Annotated in this window: 23 protein-coding genes and 1 pseudogene; 12 read left to right on the plus strand and 12 right to left on the minus strand. The window is 71.8% G+C overall.

Translation table 11 applies throughout. The annotated features are described in order from the left end of the window. Positions 1–39: 39 nt before the first annotated feature. Entirely contained in the window at positions 40–168 is a 129-nt protein-coding gene (locus HK417_RS25795; RefSeq protein ID WP_261327478.1) for a hypothetical protein, read from the plus strand. A 102-nt stretch (positions 169–270) separates the two neighbouring features. Further along, positions 271–621, plus strand: a complete 351-nt coding sequence (locus tag HK417_RS20720) for a hypothetical protein (protein WP_222270811.1) — start codon at positions 271–273, stop codon at positions 619–621. A 92-nt stretch (positions 622–713) separates the two neighbouring features. On the opposite strand, the gene HK417_RS20725 is transcribed toward HK417_RS20720, so the two are convergent. From HK417_RS20725 to HK417_RS20735, 3 genes are all read right to left on the minus strand, one after another. After that, entirely contained in the window at positions 714–1,577 is an 864-nt protein-coding gene (locus HK417_RS20725; RefSeq protein ID WP_222270821.1) for a dioxygenase family protein, read from the minus strand. A gap of 212 nt (positions 1,578–1,789) precedes the next feature. Beyond that, positions 1,790–2,551 (minus strand): class F sortase, encoded by a 762-nt coding sequence (locus HK417_RS20730; protein ID WP_308123736.1) that lies wholly within the window; start codon positions 2,549–2,551, stop codon positions 1,790–1,792. A gap of 5 nt (positions 2,552–2,556) precedes the next feature. Further along, positions 2,557–2,964, minus strand: coding sequence for a hypothetical protein (locus HK417_RS20735; RefSeq protein ID WP_222270823.1), 408 nt, complete (start codon positions 2,962–2,964; stop codon positions 2,557–2,559). A 143-nt stretch (positions 2,965–3,107) separates the two neighbouring features. Between HK417_RS20735 and HK417_RS20740 the strand changes: the two genes are divergently transcribed. After that, positions 3,108–4,124 (plus strand): LLM class flavin-dependent oxidoreductase, encoded by a 1,017-nt coding sequence (locus tag HK417_RS20740; protein ID WP_222270825.1) that lies wholly within the window; start codon positions 3,108–3,110, stop codon positions 4,122–4,124. 43 nt (positions 4,125–4,167) lie between these two features. Here the strand turns inward: HK417_RS20740 and HK417_RS20745 are convergent, their stop codons facing one another. Then, positions 4,168–4,791, minus strand: coding sequence for a hypothetical protein (locus HK417_RS20745; RefSeq protein WP_222270827.1), 624 nt, complete (start codon positions 4,789–4,791; stop codon positions 4,168–4,170). Between the two features lie 245 nt (positions 4,792–5,036). Here HK417_RS20745 and HK417_RS20750 point away from each other — a divergent pair, with 245 nt between their 5' ends. Together HK417_RS20750 and HK417_RS20755 are read left to right on the plus strand one after the other, a co-directional pair. Beyond that, positions 5,037–6,524, plus strand: coding sequence for a DUF4407 domain-containing protein (locus tag HK417_RS20750; protein WP_222270829.1), 1,488 nt, complete (start codon positions 5,037–5,039; stop codon positions 6,522–6,524). A gap of 41 nt (positions 6,525–6,565) precedes the next feature. Next, complete coding sequence (locus HK417_RS20755; RefSeq protein ID WP_222270838.1) at positions 6,566–7,471, plus strand: right-handed parallel beta-helix repeat-containing protein; 906 nt, start codon at positions 6,566–6,568, stop codon at positions 7,469–7,471. A 59-nt stretch (positions 7,472–7,530) separates the two neighbouring features. On the opposite strand, the gene HK417_RS20760 is transcribed toward HK417_RS20755, so the two are convergent. Beyond that, entirely contained in the window at positions 7,531–8,049 is a 519-nt protein-coding gene (locus tag HK417_RS20760; protein WP_308123737.1) for an acyl-CoA thioesterase, read from the minus strand. Between the two features lie 232 nt (positions 8,050–8,281). Between HK417_RS20760 and HK417_RS20765 the strand changes: the two genes are divergently transcribed. Further along, positions 8,282–8,740 (plus strand): hypothetical protein, encoded by a 459-nt coding sequence (locus HK417_RS20765; protein WP_222270856.1) that lies wholly within the window; start codon positions 8,282–8,284, stop codon positions 8,738–8,740. 218 nt (positions 8,741–8,958) lie between these two features. Next, on the plus strand, positions 8,959–9,918 hold the full coding sequence (locus HK417_RS20770) for a DUF808 domain-containing protein (RefSeq protein WP_222270858.1): 960 nt from the start codon (positions 8,959–8,961) through the stop codon (positions 9,916–9,918). A gap of 338 nt (positions 9,919–10,256) precedes the next feature. On the opposite strand, the gene HK417_RS26230 is transcribed toward HK417_RS20770, so the two are convergent. Continuing rightward, positions 10,257–10,634: a transposase gene (locus HK417_RS26230; protein ID WP_222270869.1), complete on the minus strand. Its 378-nt coding sequence runs from the start codon at positions 10,632–10,634 to the stop codon at positions 10,257–10,259. A 725-nt stretch (positions 10,635–11,359) separates the two neighbouring features. Here HK417_RS26230 and HK417_RS20780 point away from each other — a divergent pair. Both HK417_RS20780 and HK417_RS20785 read left to right on the plus strand, forming a co-directional pair. Next, positions 11,360–11,674, plus strand: coding sequence for a hypothetical protein (locus HK417_RS20780; protein WP_222270871.1), 315 nt, complete (start codon positions 11,360–11,362; stop codon positions 11,672–11,674). Then, on the plus strand, positions 11,656–12,720 hold the full coding sequence (locus HK417_RS20785) for a reverse transcriptase domain-containing protein (RefSeq protein WP_222270873.1): 1,065 nt from the start codon (positions 11,656–11,658) through the stop codon (positions 12,718–12,720). The genes HK417_RS20780 and HK417_RS20785 overlap by 19 nt, the downstream gene beginning before the upstream one ends. On the opposite strand, the gene HK417_RS20790 is transcribed toward HK417_RS20785, so the two are convergent. The 4 genes from HK417_RS20790 to HK417_RS20805 all read right to left on the minus strand — a co-directional run bounded on the left by HK417_RS20790 (position 12,662) and on the right by HK417_RS20805 (position 15,228). Then, complete coding sequence (locus tag HK417_RS20790; RefSeq protein ID WP_222270875.1) at positions 12,662–12,985, minus strand: IS110 family transposase; 324 nt, start codon at positions 12,983–12,985, stop codon at positions 12,662–12,664. The genes HK417_RS20785 and HK417_RS20790 overlap by 59 nt on opposite strands. Next, positions 12,901–13,314 carry a hypothetical protein gene (locus tag HK417_RS20795; protein WP_222270987.1) on the minus strand — a complete coding sequence of 138 codons (414 nt, stop codon included), beginning with the start codon at positions 13,312–13,314 and terminating at the stop codon, positions 12,901–12,903. The genes HK417_RS20790 and HK417_RS20795 overlap by 85 nt, the downstream gene beginning before the upstream one ends. A 667-nt stretch (positions 13,315–13,981) precedes the next feature. Next, a complete protein-coding gene (locus HK417_RS20800) occupies positions 13,982–14,341 on the minus strand; it encodes a CD225/dispanin family protein (protein ID WP_222270877.1) in 360 nt (119 codons plus the stop codon). Positions 14,342–14,382: 41 nt separating this feature from the next. Next, complete coding sequence (locus tag HK417_RS20805) at positions 14,383–15,228, minus strand: TIR domain-containing protein (RefSeq protein ID WP_222270879.1); 846 nt, start codon at positions 15,226–15,228, stop codon at positions 14,383–14,385. 663 nt (positions 15,229–15,891) lie between these two features. Between HK417_RS20805 and HK417_RS26235 the strand changes: the two are divergent. Further along, positions 15,892–16,077 (plus strand): annotated as a pseudogene (locus tag HK417_RS26235) (helix-turn-helix domain-containing protein); the annotation flags it as partial. Here the strand turns inward: HK417_RS26235 and HK417_RS25805 are convergent. Continuing rightward, positions 16,077–16,232, minus strand: a complete 156-nt coding sequence (locus tag HK417_RS25805; protein WP_261327479.1) for a hypothetical protein — start codon at positions 16,230–16,232, stop codon at positions 16,077–16,079. The pseudogene HK417_RS26235 and the gene HK417_RS25805 sit on opposite strands and share 1 nt — an antisense overlap. A gap of 35 nt (positions 16,233–16,267) precedes the next feature. Here HK417_RS25805 and HK417_RS25810 point away from each other — a divergent pair, with 35 nt between their 5' ends. Next, on the plus strand, positions 16,268–16,999 hold the full coding sequence (locus HK417_RS25810) for a transposase (protein WP_261327480.1): 732 nt from the start codon (positions 16,268–16,270) through the stop codon (positions 16,997–16,999). A 108-nt stretch (positions 17,000–17,107) separates the two neighbouring features. Here HK417_RS25810 and HK417_RS20820 read toward each other — a convergent pair whose 3' ends face one another. Then, entirely contained in the window at positions 17,108–17,647 is a 540-nt protein-coding gene (locus HK417_RS20820) for a dihydrofolate reductase family protein (protein WP_222270886.1), read from the minus strand. 179 nt (positions 17,648–17,826) lie between these two features. On the opposite strand from HK417_RS20820, the gene HK417_RS20825 reads away from it, so the two are divergent. Further along, positions 17,827–20,478 (plus strand): S8 family serine peptidase, encoded by a 2,652-nt coding sequence (locus HK417_RS20825; RefSeq protein ID WP_222270888.1) that lies wholly within the window; start codon positions 17,827–17,829, stop codon positions 20,476–20,478. Positions 20,479–20,557: the final 79 nt, after the last annotated feature.

A 20,557-nucleotide genomic window follows, 5' to 3' on the forward strand; every position in this document is an offset into this window, starting at 1 on the left:
CCGGTGCCCGGGCGCGTCCCCGTCGAGGACCTCCGCGGCGTGGGTCACTCAGGGACCGGGCCCGGGAAGGGCGCACGTGCACGCGTCGTAGGCGCGGTGTCGACGATCCGCCGCAACCCGCTGACCCGCACGCTCCTGGGTGCCGGATCGTCCCTGGCCGACGACTGACCGTCCGCACGCGCGGCGGCCGCCCGGGCCGGGGTCGCGGAGCTTGTCGGCGTCCGGGCGTGGGACGACGCTGAGCGTCCTCATCCACCTGGGGAGGTTGCCATGCGCATGATGCTGAGGGCCGTGATCGACACCCCGTCTGGCAACACCGTCATCCAGGACGGCTCGATCGCCGGGGTGATCGAACGGATGGTCGAGCAGTTGCACCCCGAGGCCACGTACTTCGCCGAGGACGACGGGAAGCGTGCCTGCTTCGTGGTGTTCGACATGACCGACGCCGCGCAGCTGCCCGCGATCTCCGAGCCGATGTTCCAGACCGGCAACGCGCGGGTGACGATCACGCCCTGCATGGACCTCGAGGACCTGAGGCGCGGACTCGCCCAGCTCGGTGGGGCGGCGGCCGCGCCGGCCGGCGACGGCGCCCCCGGCGGGGACTCGGCTTTCGTCGGCTGACACCGCCGGGAGCACCGCAGCGAGCGCCAGCGAGCGAGGAGCGGACCGGGGGCGGAAGCCGACCAATGCACCAGTCGGCTGACCGGCGCCGGTCAGGCGGCCTGGAACGACCGCTTGGACAGGCCCATCGCGTAGCCCTCGATCGCGGTGGTCACCGGCGCCTCCGGCTCGGTGGCCGCGCCGAGGGTGACGAACAGCGGCGTGAAGTGCTCGACGGTCGGGTGCGAGTACGGCATGCCCGGCGCCCGGGTCGCGAAGGCGGCCAGCTCCTCGACGTCGCCCCGGGCGAGGGCGTCGGCGGCCCAGGCGTCGAAGTCCGCCGACCAGCCGGGGACCACGTTGCCGGTGAACATCTCCCGGGTCAGGAACGGCAGCCCGTGGGTCATGAACCCGCTGCCGATCACCAGCACGCCGTGCTCGCGCAGCGCGCGCAGCCGGCGGCCGAGGGCCAGCAGCTCGGTCGCGTCGGAGGTGGGCAGCGACAGCTGCAGCACCGGCACGTCGGCGTCGGGGTACATCACCTTCAGCGGCACCCAGGCACCGTGGTCGAGGCCGCGGCCGCGGTGCTCGTGCACCTCCTCGCCGTCGGGCAGCACCGAGACCACCAGCTGCGCCAGCTCCCCGGCGGGCGGGGTGTCGTAGCGCATCCGGTAGTACATCGGGTGGAAGCCGCCGAAGTCGTAGACGAGCTCGGTGCCGGCGACGGTGCTGCTGATCGACAGCGGCGCGGACTCCCAGTGCGCGCTGACGATCAGGATCGCCCGCGGCTTGGGCAGCGAGCGCGCCCAGGTGTGCAGCTGGGCCATCCACGCGGCGTCCTCGAAGGTGGGCGGGGCGCCGTGGCTCAGGTACAGGCTGGGCAGCGCGCCGTCGTCCGGCGTCCACATCCGCTGCGGGTCGACCGCCTCGAGGGCGGCGGCCCGGTCGAGGTGGGTCTGGAACGGGTGTTGCTGCATGGTCGGTAGCGTAGCCGAAGAGCTTGAGACTTCAAGCATCTGCGGACGGACGTCTCCCCGAAGGGGGTCGCCGCCCGCCCGGTCCCCCCGAGGCACCGGATGGACGGCGACCAGTGCGCCGACCGTCCGGTCCGCGCCTGGGCACGCTAAGTACCGGACGAGATCGTCCGCAACGGGATGGTACGGAATGTGATCGACGTGTGACGGTCGTCTCAGCCGGTCGAGGCCAGGGAGGCGAACGCGATCACGTTGTGCGGGTAGTCGCCGCTGTCCCGGTCGAAGTCCCCGCCGCAGGTGATCAGCCGCAGGCCGGCGTGGTCGAGGTCGCCGTAGACCCGGTCGGTCGGGAAGCCGTCCTTGCCGTGTTCCTCGACCCGGTCGACCGTGAAGGTCGCGACCGTGCCGTCGGCACGCTGGACGACGACCGACTCACCAGGCAGCAGCGCGGCGAGTCCGTCGAAGGCGCCCGGCTCCCCGCCCCAGTCGACGTGCCCGGCGAGGACGGCCGGCCCGAGTTCCCCGGGTGTGGGGCTGCCGGTGTACCAGCCGACCGGGTCCGCGGCCGGCGGCACCTCCATGGCCCCGTCGCCGTCCAGGCCGAGCCGGACGACGGGCGAGGTGATGCCGAGGGCCGGGATCCGCACCCGCACCGGGTCGCTCGGCGGCAGCTGCAGCGCGCCCGGCGTCGGGTACACCGGCAGCGCCAGCGGGAGCCGGTTGCCGGCCGGTGCGTCTGCCACGGCGGCGACCTCGGCCGGCGCCGCCGGCGCCTCCTGTCGGGGGAACGGGAGGACGGTGAGCAGGCCGGCGGCCGCCAGCGCGGCCGACGTCGCCGCCCAGAGGTGCGCGGCGCGCGGGCGCGCCGCCCGGGGAGCCCGGTGCCGGGCGCGGGGAGCCGCGGTGGGGGTCAGCGGCGGGGGATAGGCCCCGGTGATCCGTACCGGGCCGTCCGACGGGTGGTGCGGTGTGCTCACCGCCGTCAGGCGGAGGTCCGGGAGCTGCGGCGGGCGGCCACCGCCGCGGCGCCAGCGCCGGCGAACGCCAGCCCACCGAGCACGTAGGACAGGACACTGCCCTCGTCGGGCGCGGTGCTGCCGTCACCGGCCGCGACCGCGCCGACCGGGCGGGTGGCCACCTGGCCGGTGGTCGGGGAGGGGGAGGTGGTCGCGCTGATGCCGACGCCGTAGACATGGTCGTCGCAGGCCCGGCCGTCGTCGTCGGCGTCCAGGCGGTTGGGGTCGTCGGGGTCCGCGACGAGGACGGCCTGCGCCTGCGCCTGGGTCGCGAAGTCCTCGCAGTCGAGGTCGGCGGCGCCGGCGGTGCCGGCCAGGGGGACCGACAGGCCTGCGCAGAGGACGACGACGGCGGCGGTACTGCGGGGGCGCATGTCAGCTCCTGGTACTGGTGGGTCCGGAGGGACAAGCTTCTGCCCCGACGCGCTCGGGGACCGGGCGGGCGCGCTAGCGTGTCCTCCCACGACGGCGGGCCCCGATTGGCAGGTGCTGCCGAGGGGTTCCCTAGGGTCGCGTCATGCCGCAGCCCGGGACGCCGCTGGAGAAGATGGGGTTCCTGACCATCGGCCTGTTCGACGAGGCGGACCCCGCCGCCGGGCACGAGACGACGCTGCAGGTGATCGAGCTCGGTGAGCAGCTCGGCTTCGACAGCGCGTGGCTGCGCGACCGGCACTTCCAGTACGGCATCTCCTCGCCGGTCGCCGTCCTCGCCGCGGCCACCCAGCGCACTCGGCGGATCGAGCTGGGCACCGCCGTCATCCCGCTGGGCTGGGAGAACCCGCTGCGGCTGGCGGAGGACCTCGCGACCGTCGACGTGCTCAGCGGCGGCCGGCTCAACCCCGGGGTCAGCGTCGGCCCGCCGATGCGGTGGGACGACGTCCGGGACGCCCTCTACCCGGACACCGCCTACGCCGAGGACTTCAGCTACGAGCGGGTGCTGCGGCTGACGCGGTTCCTCCGCGGCGAGTCCGCGTCCCCGTTCAGCGGGCGGGAGGGCGTGGTGGAGGAGTGGTCCGACCGGGTGCAGCCGTACTCGCCGGGGCTTGCGGACCGCACTTGGTACGGCGGCGGGAGCCTGCGCTCGGCGCAGTGGGCGGGGGAGAACGGGCTGAACTTCCTGACGTCGAGCGTGGTGAAGGCGGAGGAGGGCGAGACGGACTTCGCCGCGATCCAGGCCGCGCACGTGCAGGGGTACAAGGAGGCCAACCCGGCCGGCCGGGTGTCGCAGGGGCTGGTCGTCATCCCGACGGACTCTGCGTCGCCGGCCCAGCGGGAGAAGTACGCCGCCTACGTCGAGGCGCGCACGCCCCGGACCCGGACGCCGCAGGGCCCGGCCCGGCTGATGTTCGCCGAGGACCTGCTGGGCACCTCCGAGCAGATCGCCGAGCGGCTGTACGCGCACGCCGGCTTCCGCGAGGTGACCGAGGTGGTGTTCGCGCTGCCGTTCAGCTTCGAGGCCGAGGACTACGTGCAGATCCTCACCGACATGGCGACCACGCTCGGCCCGGCGCTCGGCTGGCGGCCGCCGGCCTGATCGCTGGATGGGGCTCCCGCTGCTTGGGAGCCCCACCAGGGCCTCACGCCATCTCGGGGACGTGCAGGTGGGCGATCGTCAGCTCGAACTCGGCGACCTCGGTGATCGTCGCGCGCATGTGCTGCGCGAACTCCTCGCGCAGCGACGTGCCCGCCTCGCGGGTGCGCTCCATCGCCTCCCGGCTCTCGTAGGTCACCGCCGCGACCCCGCGGTTGCGCATCCGGTCGACCATCAGGCTGACGCTGCAGAAACCGGGCAGCTCCTCCATTCGGGGCATCAGCGCCATCCGGAACGCGTCGATCATCTGGTCGGCCTCGCCGGGCATCATGTCCAGCCAGGTCGCCCGGACGCAGGCGCCGTCCCCGGCCGGCCGGACGCGGTGCAGGACGGCGATCTGCCATTCCTCGACGTCGACCGAGTCGGCCCGCAGCGCCTCCGCCGCCCGGCTCCGGATCTCCTTCACCATCTGCGCGCTCGCGCTCATGGCCTCGTCGCTGGCCCAGGCGGTCGTCACGATGCACCGGCCGCTCTCGCGGTCGGCGAGCATCGACATGCCGACGCAGCCGCTCATGCCCTGCACCGTGGGCCAGACCTGGTCGCGACAGAAGGCGATCCCCTCGTCCATCGCACGCGGGTCGCCGCGGACGGTCGTCGTCCTCGCGTACATGCCAGTGCTCCTCCCTGGCGATGCCCCGGCGGCACCGCCGCACGGTCAGCGTCCTCGCGCGCGGCCGGTCGGGGAAACGGGCTCGGTGTCCGGCGTGGCGGGTGCGGCGCGTACGGACCGTGTGCATCCCGACGCGCACGCAGGAGTCGACCGCGTGTGGAGCGACGCACCGTCGTCCGGCGGTACCGGCTGCGGTCCCGGCGGCCGATGACGGTGGGGAGATCCCCGGCGGAAGGAACTGTCCCGTGCGAAGCCGCACCCGTACCGGCGACCGGCTGGCCGTGCTGGCCGGCGCCCGGCTCGACGTGCTCGCGGTCGCCCCCGGCGCCCGGGCCCGGCACGTCGCGCTCGGCGGCGTCCTCGTGAGCACCGGTGCGCTGGCGGCACTGTCGGCGGCGTTCGCCGTCCACATGGCGCTGGGCGCCTGGTGGGCGTTCGCGCTGCTGATCGGCCTCGGCTGGGGGCTGGTGATCGTCAACCTGGACCGGATGCTGCTGGTCGGTATGGGGCACCAGGTGTCCTGGCAGCGCACGCTGGCCATGGCTCTGCCCCGGGTCGCGCTGGCCGCGGTGCTGGGCACGGTCATCTCCACGCCGCTGACGCTGCAGGTCTTCGCCAAGGAGATCGACGCGACGATCGTGACCATGCAGGCCGAGGCGGCGGCGGAGTTCGCCGCCGGCCTGGACACCGACGAGCGGTACGCGCCGATCCCGGCGCTGCAGGAGCGCGTCGCCGAGGAGCAGGCCGTTGTCGCCGGCGGCGGCAGCACCGACCCGAACGCCGACCCGGCCGTCGTCGCGGCGCAGGCCGAGCGGGACGCGAAGCAGTCCGTCTACGACGCGGCCCAGGCGCGGTTCACCGAGCTGCAGGCCAAGGCCCAGTGCGAGCTGGACGGCAGCTGCGGCTCCGGCCGGGAGGGCACCGGCGACGCGTACTTCGCGGCCGCGGCCGCCGCCGCCGAGCAGTCGGCGGTCCGGGATGCGGCCAAGTCGGCGCTGGACTCGGCCGACGCCACGCTGCAGCAGGCGCGCACCACCGCCGACCAGGACGCCGCCAGCGCCGACGCCCGCGCGGTCGCCCTGGCCGAGGCCGACCTGACCAACGACTCCGCCGAGCTCGCCCGGCTGACCGACGCGCGGACCGCCGAGCAGGCGGCCTTCGAGGCGCAGAACTCGGAGAGCGACGGCATCCTCGCCCGGCTGGAGGCGATGAGCCGGCTGTCGGAGGACCGGCCGATGGTGGCCACGGCGCACCTCATGCTGTTCCTGCTGTTCTTGAGCGTCGAGATCCTGCCGGTGCTGGTGAAGGTGCTGCTCACCCTCGCCGAGCCGGCCGCCTACGACCGGCTGGTCACCGCGCGGGACGACGAGGAGGTGCTGTCCGAGCAGATCCGCTCGCAGGGGCGGATCCGGGCGCAGCAGGCCCGGGCCGACCTGCTGGTCGCCGCGGAGACCGACCGGATGGCGCGGGAGATCGTCGACCGGGAGAACGCCGCCCGCGAGGATGCGGCGCGCCGGGCCGAGCGCCGGGCCCGGCGCCGGCGGACCCGGATCGCCCGCATCGTCGGCGACGTCCTGCGGCCCAACCGGGACGAGGCCCCGGCGCCGGTCGCCGAGCCGACGCTGGACACCGGTGAGCTCGAGGCGCTGATGCTCGGCACCGCGACGGACGACGACCGTCCCCGCCTGCCCGCCCCGCGCGCCGCGGAGGACGTCGAGTTCGCCGACCGCTGAGACCTGCCCTGCCTCCCCACTGACCAGAGGACCTGCTGACCATGAAGAACACGCGCGCCGCCCTCCTGGCCGTCGCCCTGACCGCCGGCGCTGTCGCCGCCGGCGGTGCCGTCTCCCCGGCCGCCGCGGCGGAGGCCCACACCCTCACCGTCTGCGCCGCGGCCACCGGCAGCTGTGACCACACGACCCTTTCGTCGGCGCTCGACGCCGCGGACCCGGGGGACACCGTCCAGGTCGTCGGCACGGTCACCGTCAACGGGACCACGACGATCGCCGAGGACGTCACCGTCACCGGCGCGCTTGGCGCAAAGGTCGTCCAGACCGGCTCCGCGGTCACCTTCCGGATCACCGGCGCCGGCGCCACGCTGACCGCCCTGGAGATCACCAGCGACACCCCGAAGGCCGCCGAGTTCGTCTACGTCGGGGCCGACGACGTGACGCTGTCCGACAACACCATCCACGGGCCGCGCCAGGCGCTGCCGATGAGCGGCTGGGTGGGGAACCGCGGCTTCGTGACGGCGGGTGGGATCAGCGGCCTGACCGCCAACGGCAACACCATCCACTCGCTGCGGTCGGGGGCCTACCTCAACCCGAACGGCACCGGTCGGATCGCCGGCAACACGCTCCACGACACCAAGGGCGACTTCCTGATCGACAACGCCGCGTTCACGTTCACCGGCAACTCCGCCGGCGACCCGGAGGCGCGGAGCGAGTGGAGCTTCGTGGTGTTCGAGGGGACGGCGGCCACCCGCTACCCGAGCATGGCGAAGCTGTCCGCCGCCAACGGCAACATGACGGCCTGGGACCAGCGCGGTGTTCCAGCCGACGAGGTGAAGTTCGTGGCGCCGCTCGTCGCGGAGGACTGCAAGAGCGGTGGCTGGAAGAGCCTGGACCCCGGCTTCCGCAACCAGGGGCAGTGCATCCAGTTCGTCAACACCGGCAAGTAGTCCGGACACGACGGGGGTCGCAGCAGTGCTGCGGCCCCCGTTCCGCGTTCGGGGCCGGGTCAGTCGCCGCCCTGGCGGATCTCCGCGGTGCGCAGCTCGATCTCGCGGCGGAGCTCCCGGCGGCGGATGGCGGCGGCGTGCCGGCGCTGCTGCTCCGGGGTGGCCGGGACCAGCGGCGGCACCTCGACCGGACGCCGGGACTGGTCGAGCGCGACCATCGTGAAGTAGCAGCTGTTGGTGTGCCGCACGCGTAGATCGACCAGGTCCTCGGTGGTGACCCGGATGCCGATCTCCATCGACGTCCGCCCGGTGTAGTTCACGCTCGCCTGGAAGGTGACCAGCTCACCGACGTGGATGGCCTCGCGGAAGACGACCTGGTCGACCGAGAGCGTGACGGCGTAGTGCCGGGAGTACCGGCTGGCGCAGGTGTAGGCGACCTGGTCCAGGAGCTTGAGCAGTTGCCCGCCGTGCACGTTGCCGGCGAAGTTGGCCATGTCCGGTGTCATCAGCACCGTCATGGACAGCCGCCGCCGGTCGCTCTCGCTGCGCGTTCCCGCGGGAACGTCCGTCTGCTCCACCGCGCGCTCCTCGGGTCCGCCGTCCGCCGTCGTGGTGGCGGATCGTGGCAGATCTGAGCGTGGCGCAGGCGCCGACGGTGTGCGCCGGGGCCGGGTTGCGACGAGTGTCACCCGGCCTCAGCGCACACCGTCACGGGGAATGGCGCGACGGCCGGACTGCCGTAACCCCAGTTCAGGGGGACACTCAGCAGCAGCGCAGGGTCCCGTGCGGCCCCACGCAGGAGGAGCGGCCATGGAACCGTGGGTGATCGTCCTGATCGTCGTCGTCGTGGTCCTGTTGGCGCTGGCCGGCCTGATGGCCGCCAAGCGCGGACGGGCCGGCTCCGCGCGCAAGCAGGAGCAGGCGCGCGAGCACCTGCAGGATGCGCAGGTCCGCCAGGCGCAGGCCGATAAGGACCAGGCCCTCGCCGAGGAGCAGGTCGCCCGGGCCCGGCGGGAGCGCGCCGAGGTCGAGGAGCGGCTGGCCCACACCGAGCAGGAGGCCCGGGAGCGGGTCGGCCAGGCCGAGGGCAACCGGTCCGCGGCCGAGGCGCTGCGGTCCAAGGCCGAGAAGCTCGCGCCCGGCATGTCGAACCGGGACACCCCCGGCGTGACGAACCGGGACGCGGACCGCGCCGGTCAGCGGGACGCCGGGGCCGCGCAGGACCTGCCCCGCGATGGGAACGACGGGAGCACCACCACCCGTCGTTGACCCCTCGGCCGGCGCGGGCTCGACGCGTCGGCCGAGGCGCGCGCGGCCACGGGCTCGTCGCCCGGCGCGTCGGACGTTCCCGGCCGGATCGAGGTAGCTGCGCGCCCGGCCGGGTACCACCGCTGAGGACGCCCGCCGCGGCGCCCGCGCGCGGTGCGGCAGGATCGACCACCATCGTGGGACGGCACGCCCGTGCCGACCGATCGGAAGGACCTGCCTTGGCCGGTGGACTCGTAGCCCTGCTCGACGACGTGGCGTTGCTGGCGAAGACCGCCGCCGCCTCCGTCGACGACATCGGAGCCGCCGCCGGACGGGCCAGCGCCAAGGCCGCCGGCGTCGTCGTCGACGACACCGCCGTCACCCCGCAGTACGTGCACGGCCTGGCCGCCGAGCGGGAGCTGCCGATCATCCGGCGCATCGCCAAGGGATCCCTGCGCAACAAGCTGCTGATCATCCTGCCCGCGATCCTGCTGCTCAGCCAGTTCCTGCCCTCGCTGCTCACCCCGATCCTGATGATCGGCGGCGCCTACCTGAGCTACGAGGGCGCGGAGAAGGTGTGGCACAAGCTGCGCCCCCACCACGACGCCCACGCCGAGGGCGGAGAGGAGAAGGCCCCGGACGAGGACACCATCGTGTCCGGCGCCGTCCGCACCGACTTCATCCTGTCCGCGGAGATCATGGTCATCTCACTCAACGAGGTGGTCGACCAGGGCTTCTGGTCGCGGGCGGTGATCCTCGTGGTCGTCGCGCTCGCCATCACCGTCCTGGTGTACGGCGTCGTCGGCGTGATCGTGAAGATGGACGACGTCGGGCTGAGCCTGGCCGAGCGCCCCAGCAAGGGCGTGGCCTCCTTCGGCCGCGGACTGGTGAAGGGGATGCCGAAGCTGCTCACCGCACTCACCGTCATCGGGACCGCCGCGATGCTGTGGGTCGGCGGGCACATCCTGCTGGTGGGCACCGACGACCTCGGCTGGCACGGCCTCTACAGCGTCGTGCACCACCTGGAGGAGGCGGCGCACGAGGCCACCGGAGCCCTCGGCGGGCTCGTCGGCTGGCTGGTCAACACGTTCGCCAGCGCGCTCATCGGGCTCGTCGTCGGCGCGCTGGTCGTGCTCGTCATGAGCCTCACGGTGCACCGGCGCAAGGCCGCCCCGGCGAGCGAGGCCGGGTCGCACTGATCCGCGAATCAGACGTGACCGGGCATGTGGCGTCCCGGTGTGAGCCCGGAAGCAGAGCCGGTCGCCGACTTCGGGGCCGGTCAGGCGGCCGGGTTGAGGATCGTCGGACAGCAGCGCCCAGACGATGATCAGGATGGAGCGGCCGACCGCGACGATGGCGCGGTTCTTGCCGCGGCGTCGCGCGAGCCGGCGATGTCGCTCGCCGAGGAAGGTGTCGGTGCGGGCGGCGTCGACCGTGGCTTCCCCGAGGACGCGAGCGAGGTAGCGGTTGCCGTGCCCGGTGTCGGCGTTGCCCTTCTTGCGGCCGGCGGACTCGCTGACCCCGGCGCGCACCGGGCTCAGGAGGCCAAGTGCGCCGGGGTCGGGAACCGGGACATGTCGGTCCCGACCTCGGCCAGGATCAGCTGCGCGGCGGTGGCCCCGACGCCGGGGATCTCATCAAGCCGGGCCGCTTGGCCGAAAGGGGCGATCTGGGCGTCGATCCGATCCTGCACGGCGGCGATGTCGGCGGTGATCGCGTCGATCCGGTGCAGCATCCGGGTCAGCAGGAAAGCGTGGTGGTCGGTGAACCGGCCGGTCAACGACTCGGTCAGCCGGCCGGTCTTGGACCGCAGGGTGCCGCGGGCCAGGCCGGCCAGCACGCCCGGGTCGCGTTCCGCGGCGATCAGGGCGGCCATCATCGCCCGCCCGGATACCCCGAACAGGTCGCTGACCACCACTGAGAGCTTGATCAGCGCGTCCGTGCGCCACGAGGCGCTGATATTCGAGTGGAGGTGAGAGACCGCCACCACTGACCCTGTCGTGGCAGGGCGGTGTAGCTGAGGGCAGCCCGTCCCGGAAGGTGCCGGGATGGGTGGGAGCAGCCCTGACAAAGCCGGGACGGATCAGCACTGCCAGATGGTTCGGGTCCGGCGAGCGTGATGGGAAGGAGTACGCGAGGAACCCGCGTTATTACGTCTCTCAAATATCGACCGGTCTCAATCTGGCGGATATGGCCGGGAGCGGTGCGCAACCTGTCGGGCGCTCATTGGGGCCCGGCGGGAACAACTTCTGGGCGGGTATGGACGCTCTCGCCGGGAGGTCATGGTGAATGTCCACGGCGTAGCCATGACGATGCCGCAGGGACAAAGTGGGGCTCCTCCCCCGTCGAGCGAATATCAGTGAACGTGGGAACCGTTCCGGTCCTCACCCCTTTTCCGTGCGGCCGGCACGGCGCGGGGGTTGGGTTCACCGTTGACCGATCGGGTCGGAATGGGGCGGAGCCGCCGTAGTACTCCGAGTCGGGGAGAGCCCGGCACATGGGGAAGGGTGGCAGCGGAAACGAGAAGACAAGGACACTGCGATGCCGAAAGATCCACCCGTGAATGCGGGCGGCCCGGCCCTCGGGAGTGACCCCGGGGCTCGGGTATCGGGAATGCAGGCCAAGCTTCACCGTTGGGCGGTGGCCGATCCCGGCCGCCGATTCGACGACCTGTTCAATCTCGTGCACGACCCGGCAACGCTGCTCGTGGCGTTCGCCCGGGTCGCGGGGAACAGCGGCCGGAACACGCCCGGCGTGGACGGCTGGACCGTCGACGCGGTGGAGCAGACGGTCGGCGTTCCCGGGTTCCTGGACGACCTGCGGGCACAGGTCAAGGGCGGAACGTTCCGCCCGTTGCCGGTGCGTCAACGGTTGATCCCGAAGGGCCATGGCTCGGGAAAACTCAGAAGTCTGGGGATCCGACCCTCGCCGATCGGGTGGTCCAGGCCGCGTTGAAGCTGGTGCTGGAACCAATCTTCGAGGCCGACTTCTCCCCGGTCTCCTACGGGTTCCGGCCGAACCGGCGGGCCCACGACGCGATCGCCGAGATCCAGCTGTTCGGCACCCACGGCTACCGCTGGGTGCTGGACGCCGATATCGAGGCGTGTTTTGACCGAATCTCGCACACCGCACTGCTGGACCGGGTGCGGGCGCGGATCAAGGACAAACGGGTCGTGACGCTGGTGAAGGCGTTCCTCAAAGCCGGGCTCCTGACCGAACTCGGCGAAAAGCGGGACACCCCCACCGGCACCCCGCAGGGCGGGATTCTGTCGCCGCTGCTGGCCAACATTGCCCTGTCGGTGCTCGATGAGCACCTGCACCGGCCGTGGCAGCCCGGCGGCGCCATGTCCACCCGCTGGCGACGCGAACGACGTCGGGCCAAGGGCCTGCCGAACTGGCGGATCGTGAGATATGCAGACGATTTCGCCGTGCTCTGCGACGGCACCCGCGACCACGTCGAAGCCCTCCGAGAACAGATCAGTGGCGTGTTGGCGACCATCGGGCTGGCCTTCTCGAAGGCCAAGACCAGGGTGGTGCACATGTCGGAGGGGTTCGATTTCCTGGGGTTCCGCATCCAGTGGAAACGCAAACGGGGAACGAACACCTGGCACGCCTACACCTTCATCGCCGACCGGCCTATCCGGTCGTTGAAGGCGAAAGTGCGGGCTCTGACGAACAGAACGTCACAGCAGTCCCCGGCGTCCGTGCTGGTCCGGCTCGGCCTGATCATGCGCGGATGGTCCACCTACTTCCGGCACGCCGTCAGCAAGCACACCTTCTCGGCCCTGGCCACCTTCGTGTGGCATCGGGTCGCCCGGTGGCTGATGGTCCGGCGCCGCTGGAGGTGGACGGAGTTCCGCCGACGATTCACCGGCCCCGGCGGCCGGTGGCGACCACTGTCGGCGGACGGGAAAGCCCTGTTCAACCTGGAGTCGGTCCCGGTCACCCGATACCGCTACCGGGCGAACATCCCGACCCCCTGGGCGCTGGACCCCGCATAACGGCAGTTCCCGTGGAGAGCCCGTTGCGTTGAGAGGCGCACGGCGGGTTCGGCGAGCGGCCTGGGGAAACGGATCCCGAGCAATCAGGACACCGCGCCCCAGACCGACTCTCCTCGAGCAGCTTCTCCACCCGCTGCTTCTCCGCCGTGCGTTCGGCGATCAGGTCCACCCGGTAGCGGGTCAGATCCCGCAGCTGTCGGATCGCCGGCGTCGGCACGAAGCTGGCGCGCAGCATCTGGCGCTCGGCGACCTCGCACAGCCACACCGCGTCCAGCCGGTCGGTCTTCGGCCGGCCGGGCAGGTGCTTGACGTCGTGGCGTTGACCAGCCAGGTCTCGAAGCGGTCCTCGAACAGGTAGAACGGCGCCCGACAGTGATCGCTGGTCGCCTCCATCTCGATCCGGCCCACCCCCAGGCCGGCCAGCCAGTCGCCCAGTCCGAGCAGCGTGGCGGTCATCGTGGGAACCGTTCGGACCTCCTGCATCCGCTGCCCCCGGGGGGTCGGGCACCGGCGCGCAGCACACCACCTCGCCTTGCCGATGTCGAGCCCCGCGACCCGCTCGATGATCTCGGGCTCGCCCGTCTCGACCTGCATCGCCATCGCCTCCTCAGCCCTCACTGGAGGCGGTCACCCGTAGGAGCTGCAGGGGATGGCGAATCCAGTCCTCGTGCTCGAAGCACACGTAACGGCCCGCAGCACAGCTCCCGGCGCCCGACTATGGGACGGCCTCGATCGACCACGTGAGCCCGACGTCAACGGGTGGCCGCGCACCCATTTCAGCCCGGAACGGCGCTCCCCCGAAAGGGGAGGTCCACGACTGTGGGACGAACTGGTCGGACTATGGGACGAATTGGTCGGACTCAACCCGTCACCGGCCTGCCGTTGATGCCATCCGGGCCGGCGTCGGACCTTAGCTATCGGTCGCGCTCCCGTCGTCTCCGGTGTCGGATACCGAAGACGACGAGTGTCACCCAGGCGATGAAAAGAGCACCTGCCCCCAGACGGGCCACTCCGGGCCCCACCGGGGAGTGCTGCAGAGAGCACGCTGCTCCTCGGTCAGTCCTCGATCAAGTACGAGAACGCCGCCCTCACCCGACAAGTGGCATGAGAGTCCTCCACGATCTCGGGGGAACCACATGAAACCTGTGAGGAGGTCGCTTCGGATCATGCTCGGCAGCAGGTCGCCAGAAAAGTCATCGGCGGCGGGCTCGCCGGCTATGGCGAACCCGCCGAGATGACCTTCAGAGGACACCTGGATCGATCAGTATCCTGAGCCACCCATCGCTGCGAGCAGGAGGAAGCCGCCGATCACGATCCCGATGACGTCGATGATGAGTGCGACGTTTGACGCCTTCTGCGCTCCTTCGACATCCCCAGCGTTCCACCGCGCAGTCACCTGGCTGGAGAAGAACAGGCCGATGGCCCCGAAGAGAAGCGAACACACCAGCGCGACGATCGACAGCGCCAAGTAGTTCGGCGGCTGCTTCGCACCCATCTGCATGGGATTTACACCGGTGTACGAGGGCGCGAAAGGTGGTGGCGTGGGCAGGGGAGGCGGCGGGAACTTCGGTGCACCAGGCGCGGCGCCGTTCCGGCTCGGCGGGGGGGTGTGCGTGGTCATGGCTCCTCCTTGGTGGGGTGGGTTGCTTTCCGTGCCGATATTCAGAAGTTGGGATCGTCGACGACCGTGCCGTTGTCCGAGGCGTAGGGCGTCCAGTCACCGTCGAACCAACGCAGCTGATGCCGTCCGGAGGGGTCCGGGTACCAGCCGGGAGGACAAGCTGAGTCCTGCTCCTCCGTCGGGGCCTGTACTGCGTCGTCTTCGGAGATCGCCCACTCCCGCTGCACTAGTTCGTCGAGCTCCTGCCAGGTCGCGTGGTAGAGGTCGGGCCGACGTCGCAGCGTCCGCATCAACTCGAGCGCGGTTGCTCGCTCCCGCGCCCGGGTGATCTCGTAGCGGAGGGAAGCCACCAGTGCGAGCTGGTCCTGGAGCGAGAGATGCTGAGCGCTGAGTCGCTGCGCCAGCTCGGCGAGGGGTGGCACAGGGCGCGCGGGGGGCTCGGGTAGCGGCTCGGGCAGCGGCGGTGCCGGCGGGAGGGCGGCGAGGGCTGCTGCGAGCTGGAAGCCCGTCATCGGCCCCAGATTGGTGTAGTCGACGATCTGCAACGGAGCGATGTCAGGCGGCAGGAGCTCGGGCAAGACCGGATCCACTTGTGCTGGCAGCAGCGGCTTTCCCAGGAGGCGCGCGTACTCGCGTTCTTTGATAGCAGCGTCGGATTCCAGCAGAGCTGGGGAGACGGCGATGATCATCACATCGCACTCGCGGATTCGTTGCAGAATTCGGTCCCACCAGTCCTGTCCGCCGTTGAGCCGCTTGTCGAACCACACCTCGTGGTTGAGCGTCTCGAGGCCGTCTTGCAGGGTCCGCAGCGCTGTACTGTCCTCACGCGCATAGGAGATGAAGGCGTGTAGTCGCTTGCCGATGAGCGCCTGCTGGGGAGCAGCCATTCTCATACCTCCGGACGCATCTGGTGCCCTGGGTATTGGGGAGCCTTCGAAGACAGGAACAGTCGTCAGGTCCATGGTGCGGACCAGCCGGTTCTTCCTGGCAGGGATCCGACATTTTTCATCTGAGCGTTGTCCCGTTGTCGTGATGTGGAACTCGGGATGTTGACCTGGGTCTACCCTCCGACGAGAACGAGCAGCGCAGGAGGTCGGGTTCACAACCATGCTGGGGAGAGGCATGGTCCGAGGTGACGCGACGAACGGTTCGACGCAACATGTGGGCGGTTCTTCCTGGGCGGCCCCGTCGGATCCGGACGACCCGGCGATGCCTTGCAGAAAGCGTCGAGCGACGCCCGCCCCGTCAATAGCCACCCTTGGTGGCGAGAAGCTCCACCTGGGTGTCGACGGTCTACACCTTCGGCGCGCGACGGACCCAACTGGTGCCGCGGCTGCGAACGGTGGCCCTGGCCGATGAGTCTCGGGGTGCTGCAGTCTCGCGTCGTCTGATCCTGTCTTCCCCGCAGGAGATGCGAGATGGTGCAACGGGTGCACTCCGGGCCATCAGCAACGACGAGGGCAACCGGCTGCTCCGGATCGTGGCGCCGGAGCAGCGGTTCGATGGTGACCTGGCGGCGGGCGCAGATGGTGTTGCTCTCAGCGCAGGGCATGGATGCCATCGGCATCGCGGCGGTGACCTTCGCCAGCCCCGATCGGGTCCGGGACGTGCTGCACGACCTCAACGCCGACGGGTTCGACTCGCTGAGACCCAGGTACGCCGGCGGTCGGCCACCGAAGTTCGACGTTGCCCAGCGGGCGCAGATCACGCAGATCGCGCTGGGTCGGCCGGCCGATCACGGGCTGCCGTTCTCCACCTGGAGCCTGTCGAAGCTGGCGGACTTCCTGGTCGCCGAGGGGTGGTCGAGGACATCTCCCACGAGGGCCTGCGCGTGCTGCTCCGCGAGGAGGGCGTCTCCTTTCCGAGCGGTCAGGACCTGGAAGACCAGCACCGACCCTGACTACGAGGCGAAGAAGAACCGGCTGCATGGACGAGTTCGGGCCGCGGAACCTCCAGCCCCATCCGGGCCGGCAGTGGGCCTCGACCGCGGTCGGCACGGGCGATCCGGAACGGCCCCGGCGACGCCGCCGGCGAGCCACCTACCTACGTCCGCACGGGATCCGCCATCTGCTGGCCTGCTACGACCTGGCCGCCGATCGGCTCCACGGACACATCAGGGTCCGCAAGACCCGCACCGGGTTCCTCGCCTTCTGCCGCTACCTCCGCACGCTGCACCCGGCCGGGGTGCGGATCGCGATCGTGCTGGACAGCCTCAGCCCACACCGGTCGACCAAGACCGACCGGCGGGTCGGTGAGTGGGCGGCGGCCAACAACGTCGAACTGGCCTACGTGCCCTTCTACGGTTCCTGGCTCAACCGCATCGAGGCCCAGTTCACCGCGCTGCGCTACTTCGCCCTCGACGGCACCGACCACCCCAGCCACCGCGAGCGGGGCAGCATGATCCGCCGCTACATCGCCTGGCGGAACCGGCACGTCACCGACTCCACACGCCGCAAGATCGTCCGCCGGGCCGAGACGATCAAACGGCGAAGGTTGCCTGACCCGGCACCAGCCGCCGGGCTCAGGCGGTGCGCTGCGCCGAGTGAGCGCCGTCGGCGCAGCCGCACGCCGTGCACCCGTCGTCGACGTGCTCGCGCTGGGCGTCCAGCCGCTGACGCAGCCGCCGGACCGACGTCTCACCGCCGGCCAGGTCCGTGATCCACCCCTCGAGTTCTCCGCCGTCCGACTGCTCGTCACGCCGGGCGGCACTGCCCCTGAGACCCATGAGGCCTACATCGGCAGGCGGCGCGCCGATCGGTACCGGGTTCAGCGCAGCACGCGGAACCACATGTTGGTCGCGTGCGGCACCTCGGTGACCCGGACCCGCTCCAGCCGCACCTGACGCCCGCCGGGCTTCTCGAACAGCCGGGTGCCGTCGCCGAGCAGGACCGGCGCGACGATCGTCAGCACCTCGTCGAGCTCCCCCGCCTCCAGGCACTGCCGTGCCACGTCGGCGCCGAGCACGTTGACGTACCTCTCACCGGCCGCGTCCTTCGCGGCGGAGAGGGCGGTCGCGAGGTCGCCGACGAAGGTGGTCCCCTCGACCGGCGTCCGCGGCGGGTGGTGGGTGAGCACGAACTGCGGCCCGTGCCAGGCGCCCTCGAACGCGCCCTCCTTGTCGGTGCCGCGGTTCGGGTCGTCGCCGGAGAACGTGCGGGCACCGACCAGGATCGCGCCGATGTCGGCGACGAGCGCCTCGGCCTCCGGGTTCGGCCCCAGGTAGGGCCGCAGCCACGACATGTCCCCACCGGGGCCGGCGATGAAGCCGTCCAGCGACATCGTCACCGAGTACAGAACCCGCGCCATGCTCCCCAGACCCCCGCAGGCCCGGGAACTCATCGCCTGAACTCGCTCGATCGGGTCATGTAGTCGCTCGCCGCTGCCGCCGATGGAACAGGGATCCCTGAGAAGGGCCTGTGCGAGAACAGAGGCAGTCGATGCGGCGAGCAGGAGAGCCACGGCGGACGACGTCCCCCGTGCGCCGGATGAAGAGGGCGGTCGCCGTCGTGGTGGCGGCGGCCACCGGCTTCAGCGGGGCGGCCGTCATCGACGCGCTCGCCTTCGACGCCCCCGACATCACCGTGGCCGCCGACTTCGGCGCCCCCGGCGACGGGCTCACCCGCCTGGTCGTCAGCCCGGCCGACGGGGCGGTGACCGACGCGCAGCTCGCCCAGCTGCAGGCGACCCCCGGTGTGGTGAGCGCGCAGCGGCTGTTCGACGGCTCCGCGCTGGTGGCGACCCAGGACCTCGAGCCGCAGGATCTGAGCGCCGTCCTACCCGGTGTCCAGGTGGCGCACTCGCCCGGTGGCACGGTCACCGGCGGGGTCGTCACCGACCCGGACTGGGCCTCCTACGGCTGGAACCTGCACAACAACGGCGCCAACGCGCTCGGGCAGTCGACCTCACCCGGCATCGACGTCGCGGCCCCGGACGGCTGGCAGGTCAGCACCGGGCGCGGGATCGTCGTCGCCGTCGTCGACAGCGGGCTGCAGATCGACCACCCGGATCTGCAGGGCGCGCTGTGGACCGACCCGGACGAGCCGTGCGGGCCGGCGGACGCCGACGCCGACGGCTACGCCGGCGACTGCCACGGCTGGAACTTCTACCGGCATTCCGCGGATGTCACCAACGGCGGGCCGGCGAACAACGCCCACGGCACGAGCGTCGCCGGCGCCGCCGCCGCGCGGGCCGGCAACGGCGTCGGCTCGGCCGGGGTCGCTCCGGACGTCGCGGTGATGCCGCTGGTCATCGGCTCGGGGATGTCGGTCGACATCGTCGCCGGGGCGCAGGCCATCGTGTACGCGGCCGACCACGGCGCCGCCGTCGTCAACGCCTCCTGGATTAGCAACGGCAACCAGGAGATCCCGATCCTGACCCAGGCGATCGACTACGCGCGGTCCAAGAACGTGGTCGTGGTCGCCGCCGCCGGCAACGACTCGGGCAACCGCGACACCGCGCGGCTGTACCCGGCGAGCCAGAACGCGGACAACCTGATCAAGGTGGGCGCGAGCACCGCGGCCGACACGGTGGCGAGCTTCTCGGCCTACGGCGCCTCGACGGTCGACCTCTACGCGCCGGGCCTGTGGGTCTACTCGCCCACCAACGACGGCGGCTACGACTGGATCAGCGGCACCAGCATAGCCGCACCGCAGGTCGCCGCGGCCGTGGCGCTGTACCGGGCGCGCTTCCCCGACGCCTCGGCGCTGGAGCTCAAGCAGCAGCTGCTGGCTGACACCGTGCCGGTCTCGGCGTACGCCGGCCGGTCGGTCACCGGCGGGCGGCTCTCGCTCGCGGCGCTGGGCAGCATCAGCGACGAGGTCAGCTACTCGTTCACCGGCATGGTGACCGACCCGGGCACGGTGGCCCCCACGGTGACCGTCAACGGCGACACCGATCCCGGCGTGTACTCCGCGACGCTCTCGCTGGGCATGGAGTTCGGCGGTGAGGTCATGGCCCTGGCCGACCACCCGATCACCCTGAACGGCGCGACCGTCGCCACCGACGACACCGGCTCGGCGACGTTCGCGCTGGGCAACCGCTCCAACGTCGGCCCGCTGGTGCTGGCGCCGCAGACGGAGCTGGCCGAGGGCCGGTACGTGCTGATGGTCCAGATGCTGGCCGGCGGCCAGCCGGTTGGCCGCGCCGCCGCCGCTCCGCTGCTGGTCGGCGTGCCGCCGGAGCAGGCCGAGGAGGACGAGTCGGACGGCGGGACGACCCCGCCGGCGGACTCCTCCGACCCGTCGGGCCCGTCGACTCCGTCGGGTCCCTCGACTCCGTCGAACCCGTCTGCTCCGGCCGACCCGGCGGACCCGGCGGACCCGACGAACCCGGCCGACCCGGCGGACCCCGCCGACCCCTCGGATCCGTCGGACCCTCCGGCTCCGCCCGGCTCCTCGGGCCCCTCGATGCCGCCGGACTCCTCGGACCCGGTCCCCGCCGGCCCGGTCGCCCCGTCGACCCCGTCGGGTCCCTCGACGCCGTCCGACCCGTCGGACCCCTCGGACCCCACCGACCCGACTGACTCCTCGGACCCGTCCGCGCCGGGCCCGTCCACCCCGCCGGTCTCCTCGACGCCACCGGTCGGGTCCACGCCGCCGGAGTCGTCGACGCCGCCGGCCCCCGAGCAGGTCCCCGGCGGGATCAGGCCGTACGACGGCGCCGGGCCGTTCCGGGTCACGTCGATCAGCCCGTACCGGGTCTCGGTGGACGGCGGCACCCGGGTGACGATCACCGGAACCGCGATCCCGGCGGGCGCCTTGGTCCTCGTCGGCGACACCGGCCGGGCGACGGTCGTGCGGTCCTCGACCACGAAGCTGGTGTTCACCGCGCCGGCGATGGCGGCGGGCACCTACGACGTGACCGTGTTCGCGCCGGACCGGGTGACCTCCGACGTGCTGGAGGATGGGCTGGTCTACCTCGCCGCTGCCGGCGGCACCCCGCCGGCGAACCCCGACGAGTCGGCCGACCCGGGTCCGGACGACAGCTCGCCGCCGTCCGACGACGACGCGGTCGAGGTGCCACAGAAGTTCACCGGCCCGAACGGCGAGCGGCTGGTCCGGTCGGAGCTGTTCGCCTCGCTGGGCCGCTCGATCTGGCGGCTGAACTGCTCGGTCTCCTGTGCGGGGCTGGCTGTCTGATCCGCCTCACCCGGTGCCCCCGTCGCGTCTCGCGGCGGGGGCACCGGTGTTCCCGGCCCGGTCGCGCGTCGGACTCGGG

Origin of the sequence: Modestobacter marinus (genome assembly GCF_019799945.1) — a bacterium.
Classification (GTDB): domain Bacteria; phylum Actinomycetota; class Actinomycetes; order Mycobacteriales; family Geodermatophilaceae; genus Modestobacter; species Modestobacter marinus_B.

Bases quoted from the DNA above. Each gene is read 5' to 3' on its own strand.
- HK417_RS20800 (WP_222270877.1), bottom strand. From the start codon at position 14,341: ATGACCACGCACACCCCCCCGCCGAGCCGGAACGGCGCCGCGCCTGGT.
- HK417_RS20735 (WP_222270823.1), bottom strand. From the start codon at position 2,964: ATGCGCCCCCGCAGTACCGCCGCCGTCGTCGTCCTCTGCGCAGGCCTG.
- HK417_RS20825 (WP_222270888.1), top strand. From the start codon at position 17,827: ATGAAGAGGGCGGTCGCCGTCGTGGTGGCGGCGGCCACCGGCTTCAGC.
- HK417_RS20725 (WP_222270821.1), bottom strand. From the start codon at position 1,577: ATGCAGCAACACCCGTTCCAGACCCACCTCGACCGGGCCGCCGCCCTC.
- HK417_RS25810 (WP_261327480.1), top strand. From the start codon at position 16,268: ATGGACGAGTTCGGGCCGCGGAACCTCCAGCCCCATCCGGGCCGGCAG.
- HK417_RS20755 (WP_222270838.1), top strand. From the start codon at position 6,566: ATGAAGAACACGCGCGCCGCCCTCCTGGCCGTCGCCCTGACCGCCGGC.
- HK417_RS20745 (WP_222270827.1), bottom strand. From the start codon at position 4,791: ATGTACGCGAGGACGACGACCGTCCGCGGCGACCCGCGTGCGATGGAC.
- HK417_RS20795 (WP_222270987.1), bottom strand. From the start codon at position 13,314: ATGCAGGTCGAGACGGGCGAGCCCGAGATCATCGAGCGGGTCGCGGGG.
- HK417_RS20805 (WP_222270879.1), bottom strand. From the start codon at position 15,228: ATGGCTGCTCCCCAGCAGGCGCTCATCGGCAAGCGACTACACGCCTTC.
- HK417_RS20820 (WP_222270886.1), bottom strand. From the start codon at position 17,647: ATGGCGCGGGTTCTGTACTCGGTGACGATGTCGCTGGACGGCTTCATC.
- HK417_RS20740 (WP_222270825.1), top strand. From the start codon at position 3,108: ATGCCGCAGCCCGGGACGCCGCTGGAGAAGATGGGGTTCCTGACCATC.
- HK417_RS20765 (WP_222270856.1), top strand. From the start codon at position 8,282: ATGGAACCGTGGGTGATCGTCCTGATCGTCGTCGTCGTGGTCCTGTTG.
- HK417_RS20720 (WP_222270811.1), top strand. From the start codon at position 271: ATGCGCATGATGCTGAGGGCCGTGATCGACACCCCGTCTGGCAACACC.